Here is a 13,144-nt window from a genome sequence, read left to right as displayed (position 1 = left end):
GTCGAGGCTGCGGAGCAGGCTCGGGACGAGGCTCGGCAGGCGGCTCCGGAGAAGGGTCAGGAGAAGGCGCCGATACCCGTGATCTCCTTGCCGACGATCAGCGTCTGCATGGTCTCGGTGCCCTCGAAGGTGTGCACCGCCTCGATGTCCGCCCAGTGCCGGGCGACGTGGTGCTCGAGCAGGATCCCGTTGCCGCCCAGCAGGTCCCGGGCGGTGCCGAGGATCCGCCGCGCGGCCTGGGTGTTGTTCCGCTTGGCCAGCCCGGCGACCGTCGGGGACAGCCGCCCGGCCTCGGCGAGCCGGCCGATCTGCATGCAGTAGAGCTGCATGCCGGTGAGGTCGGCCAGCATGCCGACGAGCTTCTCCTGCACGATCTGGAACGCGGCCAGGGGCTTGCCGAACTGCGTGCGCTCCTTCGCATACCGAAGGGCGGCGTCGTAGCCCGCGGTCGCGTGGCCGAGCGCCATCCACGCGCAGAGCCCGCGGGTGCTCGCCAGGACCTCGGCGCAGTCGGCGAAGGTCCGCGCCCCGGTCAGCCGGTTCTCCTCGGGCACGCGCACGCCGGTGAGCGTGATGTCGGCCTGCCAGACCGCGCGCACCGACACCTTGCCGCCGATGACCGTGGCCTCGTAGCCCTCGGCCGGGGTCTCCACGACGAAGCCCTTCACCTCGCCGTCGGCCACGTCCCGGGCCCAGACGACGACGAGGTCGGCGATCGTGCCGTTGCCGATCCAGCGCTTGGCGCCGTCGAGCACCCAGTGGTCGCCCTCGCGACGGGCGGTGGTCTCCAGCGCGACCGAGTCGGACCCGTGGTCCGGCTCGGTGAGCGCGAAGGCGCCCAGCCGCTGCATCGTGGACATCGACGGCAGCCAGCGCTGCTTCTGCTCCGCGCTGCCGCACATCGCGATCGACTGCATCGCGAGCCCGGCGTGCACGCCGAGGAAGGTGCCCAGCGAGCCGTCGCCGCGGTGCAGTTCCATGTGGACGAGGCCGCAGGCCAGCGGGCTCATGCCGGCCGCGCCGTACCCGGCGATCGTCTCGCCGACGACGCCCAGCTCGGGGAGCCTCCGGATCAGGTGCCACGGCAGCTCGCCGCGCTCCCAGTACCCGCCGATCTCCGGCAGCACCTCGGCGTCGACGAACTTGCGGACGGTGGCGAACCGCTCCCACTGCTCGTCGGTGAACTGCTCGCGGACCGAGAAGAAGTCCGTCCCCAGCGCCTCGCCGAGGTGGGCGTACTGCGGCTCCATGGGATCACCTTGCCCTGCCTCGGGCCGCGCGGCACCTCGGGACTACAGCTCGTCGAGCGCATTCTGGATCCGCTTGATCGAGACCGGGTGGCGGGTCTTCATCGGGTGCGCGTAGAGGCTCACCCGCAGCTCCTCGATCATCCAGCGCACCTCGACCAGGCCGGCCGGGGGATCGACGCCCTCGGGCAGCGCGGCGAGCTCGTCCGCGTACTCGTCGGCGACGACGCGGACCTGCGCGGTCCAGTCGGCGTCGCGGGCCGGGTCGGTACGGAGCTTGTCGATCCGGATCCCGGCGGCCTGCAGGTACCGGGTGACGTCGGCGAGCCGGTTCGCGCCCGCCGCCGTGGCGAAGCCCGGCCCGACCAGCGCCGCGAGCTGCGCGCGGATGTCCGCCGCGCCCTCGCGGGTCGCGGGCGAGCGCAGCTCGGCGAGCGCCGCCTGCACGGGGTGCCAGCGGTCCAGCACCGCCCGGACGGCCTGCAGGACCTGCATCGTGGTGCCGGCGAGATGCTGCGCGAACACGCCCTGGAGTCGCTCGTAGCCGGCCAGGTCCCAGCACGGGCCGCCGGCCCGGGCGATCAGGTGGTCGGCCGCGCACGTCACGCAGTCCTCGAGCAGCGCGTCGACGCTGCCGTGCGGGTTGCGCGACAGGGTCAGCCTCGCCCGGTTGTCCAGCCCGCGCTGCACCTGCTTGGCCGGCGAGGGCGTCGCGAGCAGCAGCAGCCGCCGGACGCCGCGGCGGTGCGCAGCGTCCCGCTCGGCGGCCGTGGCGAACACCCGGACATCAACGCTTGTGCCGCGGTCGAGCAGACCCGGGAAGCCGGTCACCACGTGCGTGCCGCGGCGTATGGGCAGCTCGCGGGGGAGCTCGCCACCGGACCCGATGTCACCGGTCCAGCTGGTCAGCCCGGTCCGCTCGATATCCCGGCCCGCAGCCGCGATCTCCTGCCGGACCTGCGGGGCGAGCTGCTCGCGCAGCGCCTCGAGGTCGGTGCCCCTGGCCAGCTCGCGGCCCTTCTCGTCGAGCACCCGGAAGGTGACGACGAGGTGCTCGGGCAGCCGGTCCAGCTCCCAGTCGTCGCGCCCGATCCGCACGTTGCGCATCCTGCCGAGCTCGCGCTCCAGCGCGTCGAGGAGCGGCTCGTCCCCGGCGCGCACCCGGGCGAGCACGGCCCTGGCGTGGTCCGGGGCGGGAGAGAAGTTGCGGCGCAACGTCTTCGGCAGCGTCTTGATCAACGCCGTGACGAGCTCCTCGCGCAGCCCGGGGACCTGCCAGGTGAACGGCGTCGGGTCGACCTGGTGCAGCGCGGCCACGGGGACGTCGACGGTCACGCCGTCCGTGTGGTGCCCGGGCTCGAACGCGTACGACAGCGGCAGGGTCAGCCCGCCGGCGGCGACGTGGTCCGGGTACGCCGAGCGGTCGACTCCGCGCGCGGCCTCGGTCTCCAGCATCTCGGCGGTGAAGTCGAGCAGCTCGGGGTTCCGCCGCGACTCCTTCTTCCACCAGGAGTCGAAGTGCCGGCCCGACACCACGGACGCCGGCACCCGTCGGTCGTAGAACTCGAAGAGGGTGTCCTCGTCGACCACGAGGTCCCGGCGCCGGGCGCGGTGCTCGAGCTCCTCGGCGTCGTCGAGCAGCGCGCGGTTGGTGTGGAAGAACCGGTGTCGGGTCTCCCAGTCGCCCTCGACGAGCGCGTGCCGCAGGAACAGGTCGCGCGACACCTCGGGGTCGATGCGGCCGAAGTCCACGGTCCGGTCGGCGATCACGGGGATCCCGTGCAGCGTCACGCGCTCGGTGGCGACGGCGCTCGCTCGCTTGCGCGACCAGTGCGGCTCCGAATACGTCTTCTTGACGAGATGTCCGGCGAGCGGCTCGATCCACTCCGGCTCGATCCTCGCGACGGTCCGCGCCCACAGCCGGGAGGTCTCGACGAGCTCGGCCGCCATCACCCAGCGCGGCGGCTTCTTCGCCAGCGCCGAGCCCGGCCAGATCGCGAACTTCGCGTTGCGGGCCCCGAGGTACTCCCGCGCGCCGCGGCGCGCCGTGTCGTCTCCCCGCCCGCCCCGCTGCTTCGTGTCGGTCTCCTCCAGCAGCCCCACCTGGGACAGCAGCCCGGAGAGCAACGCCTGGTGGATCCGGTCGGGGTCGGCGGGCGTGTCGTTGGCGGTCATCCCGGCCGAACGCGCGGCCCGGCGGAGCTGGCCGTGCAGGTCCCACCACTCGCGGATGCGCAGGTAGTGCAGGAACTCCTCGCGCAGCGTGCGGCGGAACCGGTTGCCGGACAACACCTCCCGCTGCTCGGCCAGGTACTGCCAGAGCGCGACGAACGCGAGGAAGTCCGAGCCCTCCACGCGGAAGCGGTTGTGCTTCTCGTCGGCGGCCTGGCGCTGCTCGGTCGGCCGCTCGCGCGGGTCCTGCACCGACAGCGCCGCGGCGATCACGAGGACCTCGGTGAGGCAGCCGGTCCGGTTGGCCTCCACCAGCATCCGGCCGAGCCGGGGGTCGACGGGCAGCCGGGCGAGGGCCTGGCCCACCGCCGTCAGGGCGCCGTGGTCGACCGCGCCCAGCTCGTGCAGCAGGGCGAGGCCGTCGGCGACGTCCCGGCGGTCCGGGGGCTCGACGAACGGGAACGCGGAGATCTCGCCCAGGTCCAGCGCGATCATCTGCAGCACGACCGACGCGAGGTTGGTGCGCAGGATCTCGGGGTCGGTGAACTCGGGGCGCGCGTCGAAGTCGTCCTCGGCGTAGAGCCGGATGCAGACGCCGTCGGACGTGCGGCCGCAGCGGCCGGCGCGCTGGTCGGCGCTGGCCTGCGAGATCTTCTCGATCGGCAGCCGCTGCACCTTGAGCCGGCGGGAGTAGCGCGAGATGCGGGCCGTGCCGGTGTCGATCACGTACTTGATGCCGGGGACGGTCAGCGAGGTCTCGGCGACGTTGGTGGCCAGCACGATCCGGTTCCCGGGGTGCGGGGCGAAGACGCGCTGCTGCTCGGCGGTGGTCAACCGGGCGTAGAGCGGCAGGATCTCGGTGTTGCGGAAGTTCCGGCGCGCCAACGCGTCCGCGGTGTCGCGGATCTCCCGCTCGCCGGGCAGGAACACGAGGGTGTCGCCGGGGCCCTCGCGCTGCAGCTCGGTGACCGCGTCGCCGATGGCGTCGATCTCCTCGCGGTCCGGGTCGGCGTCGGGGTCGTCGGGGTCGACGACGGGCCGGTACCGGATCTCGACGGGGTAGGAGCGCCCCGAGACCTCGACGATCGGGGCGGGCTCCTCGGACGTGCCGAAATGCCGGGCGAACCGCTCCGGGTCGATCGTCGCCGAGGTGATGATCACCTTGAGGTCGGGACGCCGGGGCAGCAGCTGCGTGAGGTAGCCGAGGATGAAGTCGATGTTGAGGCTGCGCTCGTGCGCCTCGTCGATGATGAGCGTGTCGTACTGCAGCAGGTCCCGGTCGCCGGTGAGTTCGGCGAGCAGGATGCCGTCCGTCATCAGCTTGACCATCGTGCGGTCGCCCACCTGGTCGGTGAAGCGGACCTTCCAGCCGACGACGTCACCCAGCTCCGTGCCGAGCTCCTCGGCGATGCGGGCGGCGACGGTCCGCGCGGCGAGCCGGCGCGGCTGGGTGTGGCCGATCATGCCGGAGACGCCGCGGCCCAGCTCGAGGCAGATCTTCGGCAGCTGGGTGGTCTTCCCGGAGCCCGTCTCACCGGCGACGATCACGACCTGGTGGTCGCGGATCGCCGCGGCGATGTCCTCGCGCCGGGCGCTGACGGGCAGCGCGGCGGGGTAGGCGATGCGCGGCACCGCGGTGCGGCGGCGCTCGAGCCGGTGCTCGGCCGCGGCGACGGCGTCGGCCACGGCCTGCTGGGCGGTGCCGTCGCCGGAGCGGCGGGCACCGCGGAACCGTCGGGTCAGCCGGGTCGCGTCGTGCGGGCCCAGCTCGGCGATGCGGCGCTCGAGGTCGGCGAGGACCTCCGCGGGCAGCGACGGTGTGGCGGGCTCGGTCCGCTCGGGACGCTGACCGCGGCTGCGACCATTCCCGGAGTCACGGCCCGAGTCGCGGCTGCCGTCACGGCGCTCGTCGGCGGGGCGGCCGTCGGTTCGGCCGTCGGGAGAGGCGCTGGCGGGGCCGGGCGCGTTCCCCCGCCTCTCGGCGGGTGCGCTCCGGCCCCGGGACCCGCGCCGGCGGGGTGTGCGGCGGCGGGTCCGGTCGCCGCTACCCGGGGTCGCGGCGCTGCCGCTCTGGGGCGCAGCCGCGGCCTGCGGGGCGGCGGGTCCGGTCGCGATGGTGGGTGTCGGACCGGACGGGAGGGGAACGCCGGTGCGTGCGGAGGGATCGCCCGCGCGCGCAGTCGTGTTCCCGGTGGCTCGGATGGAGGTCATCGATCGTCAAGTCTGCCTGTCGGGGGCGAGGACCGCGCCCGGCGGGCATCGGGTTCAACGGGCCGGCCGGAGGATCTGTTCCGGCGGGCGGTGTGGATCACACCCGCTCGGTCCCAGTCTGACCGACGGCCGGGGGCGGCGCGACGGGTTTGCGGCCGTCAGGCCGAGCGCAGCGCCGGGGTGATCTCCTCGGCCACGGGGTCGTCGGTGGCGGGGTGCTCCACGAGCGCGACCACCCGGCCGGCCAGGAAGCGGGCGGTGCGCACGACGGTGCCGCCGCGCGTGACCTCGCTGACCTCCACTGTGCCGCGGGTCTGCGCGATGTCGACGCGGCGCCCGGCGCGGGTCGCCTCGACCTCGTAGGTCCGGGTGGTGCCGCTGCCGGCGTCGACCACGATCTCGACGCGGTCGCCCTTCATGGCGTGCTCCTCGAGCGAAGTAGGGGTGGAAGGTCCGGGCCGGACGGCCGGTCGCCTCTCGGCGCGTGGCCGCTCGCAGCGGCAGATGGTTGAGACCCGGGGACACGGTGTCCGCCCGATCCGGACGCTTCCTTCAACCCACGCGGCCGGGGCGAAATTCCCTGGTCGACGATGGGGTCCGAGCCGGACGCAGGTCGCCTCGCGGCGAGTGGCACACCGCGGCTCCAGCCGTACGGTATTCCGCGGCGGCGTTTATCTGTTGCGGCCCGGGGACACTGCTCGCCCGGCTCGGACATGTGATCCAACGGGCGGGGCCCGCGGATGATTCCCGGATCCACGGGGTGTCGTGGGTCACGTTCCGGATCCTGCCGCATACGGGCTGTTCACAGGGCCGCGAGGATCCTGTCGTTGTACGGCGTCCACGCCTCGACGGCCCACTCGCCGAACTTCCGGTCGGTGAGCACCACGCAGGCGGCGCCCGCAACGGGGTCGACCCACAAGAAGGTCCCGGACTGGCCGAAGTGCCCGAACGTGCGGGGCGAGTTGCGGGTGCCGGTCCAGTGCGGGCTCTTGCCGTCGCGAATCTCGAAGCCGGCCCCCCAGTCGTTCGGGCGCTGCGAGCCGTAGCCGGGCAGCACGCCGTTGAGGCCCGGGAAGACGACCCGGGTGGCCTCGGCGAAGGTCGCGGGCGCGACGAGCGTGGGCGACAGCAGCTCGGCGGCGAACCGTGCCATGTCGGCGGCCGTGGAGAAGGCGCCGGAGCCCGCGGGGCCGCGCAGCTCGGTCGCGTCGAGCCCGAGCGGGGCGAGGACGGCCTCGCGCAGGTACTCCGGGAACGCGATGCCGCTGGCCTTGGCGATCGCGTCGCCGAGCACCGTGAACCCGGCGTTCGAGTAGATCCGCCGGGTGCCCGGCTTCGCCTGGACGTCGTCGGAGTCGAAGGCGAGGCCGGAGGTGTGCGCGGCGAGGTGCCGGATCGTGGAGCCCTCCGGGCCGGCCGGGTCGTCCCACTCGATCGCACCCTCCTCGACAGCGATGAGCACGGCGTAGGCGGAGAGCAGCTTGGTCACCGAGGCGAGGCGGAACTCCCGGTCGAGGTCCCCCGCCGTCGCGCGGACCTCGCCGTCGGCACCCACCACCGCGGCGGCGACGTGGTCGACGGGCCAGTCCAGGACGGCGCGCGTGGCGCGGGCGAGATCCACGGGTCGAGCGTAGTTGGGGCTAGTCGAAATAGTGCGGCACGTCGACCGCCCCGCCCTGCGCCTCGAACTCGGCGTGCACGGCCTCGCGCAGCGCCGGGTCAGCGAGGTAGTCCAGGGCGGTGAGGGCGAGGCCGAGGGCACCGTCGCGGACCCCGGCGTCGCCGCCCGCCCCGCCCGCCGCCTCGGCGAACTCGACGGTGTGCAGCGAGTCCGTGGGCCCGGAGATCGCGAGCATCGGGTGGATGGCGGGCATCCGGTAGCTGAGGTTCCCCAGGTCGGTCGACCCGGTGAGGAACTCCGGCACCGCGCCCGGGCTGAGCGAGGTCCGGCCGCAGTCCCGCTGGTTGACGGCCCACCGCCCGGCCAGCGTGCGGTTGTGCCGGATCGGCAGGTAGGCGGGCTTCTCGTCCCAGGTGAGCTCGACGCCGCAGCCGTGCATCAGCGCCGCGCCCTCGGCGATCGCGGTGACCCGCGCCGCCAGGTCCCGCAGGGTGTCCGGCTCGGCCGAGCGGACGTAGAACAGCAAGGCCGCCCGGTCCGGGACGACGTTGGGACGCGACCCGCCGTCCGTGAACACCCCGTGCAGCCGGTCGCCCGGCGGCAGGTGCTGACGCAGCGCCGCCACCCCGGTGTAGGCGGCGACGGCGGCGTCGAGGGCGTTGCGGCCCATGAACGGCTGGGCGGCCGCGTGCGCCGCGACCCCGCGGAACACCATCTCGACCTGCCGGCGGCCGAGGAACGGGTGCATGGCGACGTCGTGGGAGAAGGGATGGAGCATCACGACGGCGTCGACGTCGTCGAACACCCCGGCCCGCGCCATCGTCTCCTTGCCGCCCCCGCCCTCCTCGGCGGGTGTGCCGAACAGGGTGACCCGGCCCGGCGCCCGGCCGGCGAGCGCGAGGTACGCGCCCACGGCCGTCGTGCAGATGACGTTGTGGCCGCAGCCGTGCCCGATCCCCGGCAGTGCGTCGTACTCGGCGAGGATCCCGACGTGGGGGCCCTCTGTCCCGACGCCCACCCGCAACGCCGTCCCCAGCCCGGCGATCCCGACCTCGGCCTCGTGCCCGTGCCGTTTCAGCAGCTCGGCGACGGCGGCCACCGATCGGTGCTCGCCGAACGACGTCTCCGGGTGGGCGTGCAGGTCGCGGCTCAGCGCGACCAGCTCGTCACCCAGCTCGACGACGGCGTCGGCGACTGGTTCGCGGAGCTCGGCGGTGGCCCCGGCGTGGTCCGAACCGAGCGGTCCGGCGTCGGTGACCGCCCGCTCGGTCGCGGCCACCAGGGCGCGGAGGTAGCCGTCGTCGGGCGGGACGGGTTCGCTGCGCACCTGCCGCACCCTAGGCCAGGATGACCACGTGGCCGAGGTGCGCACCGGGACGTCGGGATGGCGGTACCCGCCGTGGCGCGGCGTGTTCTATCCCAGGGGCCTGGCCCAGCGCCGCGAGTTGGAGTACCTGTCCCGCGCGGTGTCGTCGATCGAGGTCAACGGGTCCTTCTACTCGCTGCAGCGGCCGGAGAGCTGGGTGAGCTGGCGGGAGGAGACGCCGCCGGACTTCCTGTTCGCGGTCAAGGGTCCGCGGTTCGTCACGCACCTCAAGCAGCTGCGCGAGGTCCGGACCCCGGTGGCCAACTTCTTCGCCTCCGGCGTGCTGGGCCTCGGTCCCAAGCTCGGGCCGGTGCTGTGGCAGCTGCCGCCGCGGATGCGCTTCGACCCCGACCGGATGCGGGCCTTCCTCGAGCTGCTGCCGCACACCACTTCCGCCGCGGCCGATCTCGCGAAGGAGCACGACGAGCGCCTCGAGGGCCGCAGCCTGCTGGAGACCGACGCCGACCGCCCGCTGCGGCACGCCGTGGAGGTCCGGCACGAGAGCTTCCGCGACCCGGCGTTCCTCGACCTCCTGCGGGAGCACGACGTGGCGCTCGTCGTCGCGGACACCGCCGGCAAGTGGCCCTTCCTCACCGACGTGACCAGCGACCACGTCTACGTCCGGCTGCACGGCGACCAGGAGCTCTACGTCAGCGGCTACACGCCGCAGGCCCTGGACGTGTGGGCCGACCGGATCCGCGGATGGCTCGCCGCGGACCTCGACGTGGTCGTCTACTTCGACAACGACGTCAAGGTGCACGCGCCCTTCGACGCGATCGCGCTGGCGGAGCGGCTGTGCGGGTGACTCGGGGCCGGCGCCTCAGCCGCTGACCCGGGAGGGCCGGGTGCTTCCGCGCCCGGCGCCCACGACATCGTCCGACCTGCGGGTGTGGGCCAGCAGCATCCGGCGGCCGAGCAGGACGCCGACGCCGGCCACCACCATCGCGGCGGCGGCCACGATCCAGGCCGCGGTGAACGAGGCGTGCGCGGCCAGGAACCCGAACCCGACCGGCCCGACGAACCCGCCGGCGTACACGCCGACCTGCACGATCGCCGTCGCCGCGGCGGGCGCCGACGGGTTCAGCCGCACCACCGCGAACTGCAGCAGGCCCGGCCACGACCAGCCGAGCCCGAAGCCCAGGACCGTGCCGACGACCAGCGCCACCGGTCCGGGCGCGGCGAGCAGCAGGAGCCCGGCCGCGCCCAGCAGCAGGCAGCCGGCGACGACCGCCACGTGCCCACCCGTGCGGCGGTCGGCGAGCCAGCCGTGCAGCATCCGCATCAGCAGCCCGACGACGCTGCCGAGGGTCAGGACCAGGCCCGCGAGCCCGGGGTCCACGCCCCGGTCCACCGCCGAGGCCACCAGGAAGATGCCCAGCCCGGTCGCGCTCGCCGCGCCCAGTCCCGCGGCGGCGCCGACGACCGACAGCGCCGCCGTCGCCCGGTCCTCGGGGACGGTGCGGTCGCGGACGCCGGGGCCGGATCCGCGCGGGGCGGCGGCCAGGGAGGTCAGCGCCAGCGCCGCCCCGATCACGTAGGCCCAGCGCCACCCGACGGTGAGCGCGACGGCCGGGACCGCGACGCCCGCCAGCAGTGTCGCCAGCGGCACCGAGGCCTGCTTGACCCCGAAGGACAGGCCCATGCGCGCGGCGGGCATCGAGCGCGCGAGGGTGAGGTTCGAGGAGAGCTGACCCATGACGTTGCACCACGCGCCACACAGCAGGATCGCGAGGAGCGAGGCGTAGTTCCGCGCCAGCCCGGCCGTGAGCAGCATGAACGAGGCCGCGCCGAGCACGGCGATGCGGCTGGTCCGGCCCGAGCCCAGGCGCTCGACGATCTTCCCGACGGGCAGCGACACCACCGCCGAGACGGCGAAGTACAGCGCCACGACCAGGCCGAGCCCGGCCGGGTCGAAGCCCAGCTCGGCGGAGATCTGCACCGCCAGCGCGCCGGTCAGGAAGATCGGCAGCACCGTCGAGGTGGTGATCGCGACCGCGCCGGCCCCCACACGGAAGGCGGACTGGTCACGGCTCACGATGAGCAACGCTAACGGACTCGCGCCCGGGGTTCGCCCGGACGTGACGGATCAGGAGGCCCTACCGGTCGTCAGGGGAACGGGCGGCCGTCGTCAGACGCGGTCGTCCGTCACGAGCTCTCCCGGGCGCGCAGCTCGAACTTCTGGATCTTGCCCGTGGAGGTCTTGGGCAGCTCGTCGACGATCTCGACGTCGCGCGGGGCCTTGTACCGCGCGATCTTCGACTTGACGTGCTCGATCAGCTCCTCGGGCGTGGCCTCGCCCCCGGGGGCCAGCACGACGAACGCCTTCGGCCGCTCGCCCCACTGTTCGTCGGGCACGCCGATCACCGCGGCCTCCAGGACCGCCGGGTGCGACACGACGGCCTGCTCGACCTCGACCGTCGAGATGTTCTCGCCGCCGGAGATGACGATGTCCTTGGCGCGGTCGCGCAGCTCCACGTAGCCGTCGGGGTGCATCACGCCCAGGTCGCCGGAGTGGAACCAGCCGCCCTCGAACGCCTTCTCGGTGCCCGCCGGGTCCTCGTAGTAGCCGGTCATGACGTTGTTGCCGCGCATGACGATCTCGCCCATCGTCTGCCCGTCCCGCGGCACGTCGCGCATGCCCTTGTCCACCACGCGCACCCGGTCCGTCTGCAGCATCCCGACGCCCTGCCGGGCCTGCAGCGCTGCGCGCTCCTCGGGCTCGAGGCCGTCCCAGGCGCGCTGGTACTGGTTCACGGAGTACGGCCCGTAGGTCTCGGTGAGGCCGTAGACGTGCACGATCCGGAAGCCCATCCGCTCCATCTGCAGGATGGTGGTCGGGCTCGGCGGGGCGCCGGCGGTGGTGACGACGAGCTGGTAGTCCAGCTTCGTCGCCTGCTCCGCGCGCATGATCGTGGTGACGACGGTGGGCGCGCCGTTGAGGTGCGTGACCCCGTGCTCGAGGATCAGCTGCCAGATCCGGTCGCCGCGGACCTCACGCAGGCAGACGTGGGTGCCGCCGATGCCGGTGAGCGCCCAGGGCGTGCACCAGCCGTTGCAGTGGAACATGGGCAGCGTCCAGAGGTAGACGCTGTCCGGCGTGTGCGCCGAGTGCACGATCTCGCCGAACGAGTTCAGGTACGCCCCGCGGTGCGAGTACTGCACGCCCTTGGGCTTGCCCGTGGTGCCCGAGGTGTAGTTGATCGAGATCGTCGAGTCCTCGTCGGCGACCTCCCAGGGCAGCGGCTCGTCCGAGCCGCGGGCGAGCAGGTCGTCGTAGCGCACACCGGAGCCGATGCCGTCGCCCGGATGGCCCGGGTCGACCACCGTGATGATCTCCTCGACGGTCTGCAGCTCGCGGACGACCGGCTCGACCTGGGGGAACAGTGCCGCGTCGACCACGAGCAGCTTCGAGCCCGAGTGGTCGAGGATGTAGCGGATCTCCTCGGACGACAGCCGGGTGTTGATCGCGACCAGGATCGCCCCGGCCAGCGGCACGGCGAAGTGCGCGACCAGCATCTCGGGCACGTTGGGCAGCAGGTACGCCACCCGGTCCCCGCGCTCCACGCCGGAACCGCGCAGGCCGTGCGCCACCCGGGTGACCTCCGCGGCGAACTCCGCGTAGGTCCACGTGCGGTCGTCGTGGACGATCGCCGTCTTGTCCGGGTACACCTCGGCCGAGCGGCCCAGGAAGCTCAGCGGCGTCAGCGGCGTGGTCCAGACCGTGTCCATCCGCAGATCCTCGCCGCTGGCCCGGGGCCCGGCAACTATCCCTCGAGAGTGATGGCGGCCTTGGGGCAGGCCCGGACCGCCTCCTCGACCTTCCCGCGCAGCTCCTCCGGCGGGTTCTCGTCGAGGATGTAGAGGAAGTCGTCGTCGCGCACCTCGAAGACCTCCGGTGCGGCGGCCATGCACAGCGCGTTGCTCTCACACAGGTCGAAGTCCACATGAACCTTCATGGCGTCAATGGTGGACCCGTGGGGTCGGTCGCGGGTGACTCAGGACACCCTTGCCTGGAACCTGTACCAGGGAGGCGGGGTGCGGCCGCGCGGATGCTCGGGCAAGGGGTCCGGTCGGCCTCCGCACGGGCGGACGCCGCGGCCCGGACGGCGCCGGCGAGGGCCAGCGGGGCGGGCGCCTGCGGGGTGGTGGCAGGCGTGCGCGCGGACTGGTGCCGGACGGTGGGTTCCACGGCGGCCACGTCGACGGGGGCGGCGCGCGGGGTGACGCGGAGCTGGGCGGCCAGCACGGGGCCCGGCGGCCCGGTGTCGACGACGAGCGCCGCGGCGGCCAGGCCGCCGACGACGACCGCGGCCAGGCTCGCCGCCAGCACCGCGGGGAGCCGCGGGCGGAACGGGTGACGCATCGGAGGCGGGGTCCTCTCCGGTGGGGGTGCGACGGCCGGTGGGGGAGCGCGCCGTCCCTCCCTCATCGCGGGCCCCGGACCGGGGTGTTACACGTTCGGGTGAACGGTGGCGTCGGACCACCGAACGCGCACAAGATCCACAGCCGGGCAGCGGAACGCTCGGA

10 protein-coding genes are annotated in these 13,144 nt (G+C 73.6%); 1 reads left to right on the top strand and 9 read right to left on the bottom strand.

Annotated elements, in window-relative coordinates; all coding sequences use genetic code 11:
* Positions 1-56 precede the first annotated feature (56 nt).
* The 5 genes from LWC33_RS21630 to LWC33_RS21610 form a co-directional block, all read right to left on the bottom strand.
* On the bottom strand, positions 57-1,250 hold the full coding sequence (locus LWC33_RS21630) for an acyl-CoA dehydrogenase family protein (RefSeq protein WP_233306250.1): 1,194 nt from the start codon (positions 1,248-1,250) through the stop codon (positions 57-59).
* A gap of 42 nt (positions 1,251-1,292) precedes the next feature.
* Positions 1,293-5,630, bottom strand: a complete 4,338-nt coding sequence (gene hrpA, locus LWC33_RS21625) for an ATP-dependent RNA helicase HrpA (RefSeq protein ID WP_233306249.1) — start codon at positions 5,628-5,630, stop codon at positions 1,293-1,295.
* A 158-nt stretch (positions 5,631-5,788) separates the two neighbouring features.
* On the bottom strand, positions 5,789-6,049 hold the full coding sequence (locus LWC33_RS21620; RefSeq protein WP_233306248.1) for a DUF8836 family protein: 261 nt from the start codon (positions 6,047-6,049) through the stop codon (positions 5,789-5,791).
* Positions 6,050-6,432: 383 nt separating this feature from the next.
* Positions 6,433-7,251: a serine hydrolase domain-containing protein gene (locus tag LWC33_RS21615; RefSeq protein WP_233306247.1), complete on the bottom strand. Its 819-nt coding sequence runs from the start codon at positions 7,249-7,251 to the stop codon at positions 6,433-6,435.
* A gap of 19 nt (positions 7,252-7,270) precedes the next feature.
* The gene (locus LWC33_RS21610) at positions 7,271-8,578 is read right to left on the bottom strand and encodes a M20 family metallopeptidase (protein WP_233306246.1); all 1,308 of its coding nucleotides are present in this window, start codon (positions 8,576-8,578) and stop codon (positions 7,271-7,273) included.
* A gap of 28 nt (positions 8,579-8,606) precedes the next feature.
* Here LWC33_RS21610 and LWC33_RS21605 point away from each other — a divergent pair, with 28 nt between their 5' ends.
* Complete coding sequence (locus LWC33_RS21605; protein WP_233306245.1) at positions 8,607-9,422, top strand: DUF72 domain-containing protein; 816 nt, start codon at positions 8,607-8,609, stop codon at positions 9,420-9,422.
* Between the two features lie 15 nt (positions 9,423-9,437).
* Here LWC33_RS21605 and LWC33_RS21600 read toward each other — a convergent pair whose 3' ends face one another.
* The 4 genes from LWC33_RS21600 to LWC33_RS21585 form a co-directional block, all read right to left on the bottom strand.
* Positions 9,438-10,652, bottom strand: a complete 1,215-nt coding sequence (locus tag LWC33_RS21600; protein ID WP_233306244.1) for an MFS transporter — start codon at positions 10,650-10,652, stop codon at positions 9,438-9,440.
* Positions 10,653-10,762: 110 nt separating this feature from the next.
* A complete protein-coding gene (locus tag LWC33_RS21595) occupies positions 10,763-12,346 on the bottom strand; it encodes an acyl--CoA ligase family protein (protein ID WP_233306243.1) in 1,584 nt (527 codons plus the stop codon).
* Positions 12,347-12,381: 35 nt separating this feature from the next.
* Complete coding sequence (locus LWC33_RS21590) at positions 12,382-12,573, bottom strand: ferredoxin (RefSeq protein ID WP_233306242.1); 192 nt, start codon at positions 12,571-12,573, stop codon at positions 12,382-12,384.
* The gene (locus LWC33_RS21585) at positions 12,570-12,980 is read right to left on the bottom strand and encodes a hypothetical protein (RefSeq protein ID WP_233306241.1); all 411 of its coding nucleotides are present in this window, start codon (positions 12,978-12,980) and stop codon (positions 12,570-12,572) included. Before LWC33_RS21585 ends, LWC33_RS21590 begins: the two co-directional genes overlap by 4 nt.
* Between the last annotated feature and the right edge of the window lie 164 nt (positions 12,981-13,144).

It is taken from the genome of Pseudonocardia terrae (assembly GCF_021343995.1).
GTDB lineage: Bacteria > Actinomycetota > Actinomycetes > Mycobacteriales > Pseudonocardiaceae > Pseudonocardia > Pseudonocardia terrae.
Note: the sequence above shows the minus strand (reverse complement) of the source record. Positions and strands in the feature narration are given on the sequence as shown.

What these genes read in the sequence shown, in the direction of transcription:
- LWC33_RS21630 (WP_233306250.1), bottom strand. Translation starts at nt 1,250, where the DNA reads ATGGAGCCGCAGTACGCCCACCTCGGCGAGGCGCTGGGGACGGACTTC.
- hrpA (WP_233306249.1), bottom strand. Translation starts at nt 5,630, where the DNA reads ATGACCTCCATCCGAGCCACCGGGAACACGACTGCGCGCGCGGGCGAT.
- LWC33_RS21620 (WP_233306248.1), bottom strand. Translation starts at nt 6,049, where the DNA reads ATGAAGGGCGACCGCGTCGAGATCGTGGTCGACGCCGGCAGCGGCACC.
- LWC33_RS21595 (WP_233306243.1), bottom strand. Translation starts at nt 12,346, where the DNA reads ATGGACACGGTCTGGACCACGCCGCTGACGCCGCTGAGCTTCCTGGGC.
- LWC33_RS21590 (WP_233306242.1), bottom strand. Translation starts at nt 12,573, where the DNA reads ATGAAGGTTCATGTGGACTTCGACCTGTGTGAGAGCAACGCGCTGTGC.
- LWC33_RS21585 (WP_233306241.1), bottom strand. Translation starts at nt 12,980, where the DNA reads ATGCGTCACCCGTTCCGCCCGCGGCTCCCCGCGGTGCTGGCGGCGAGC.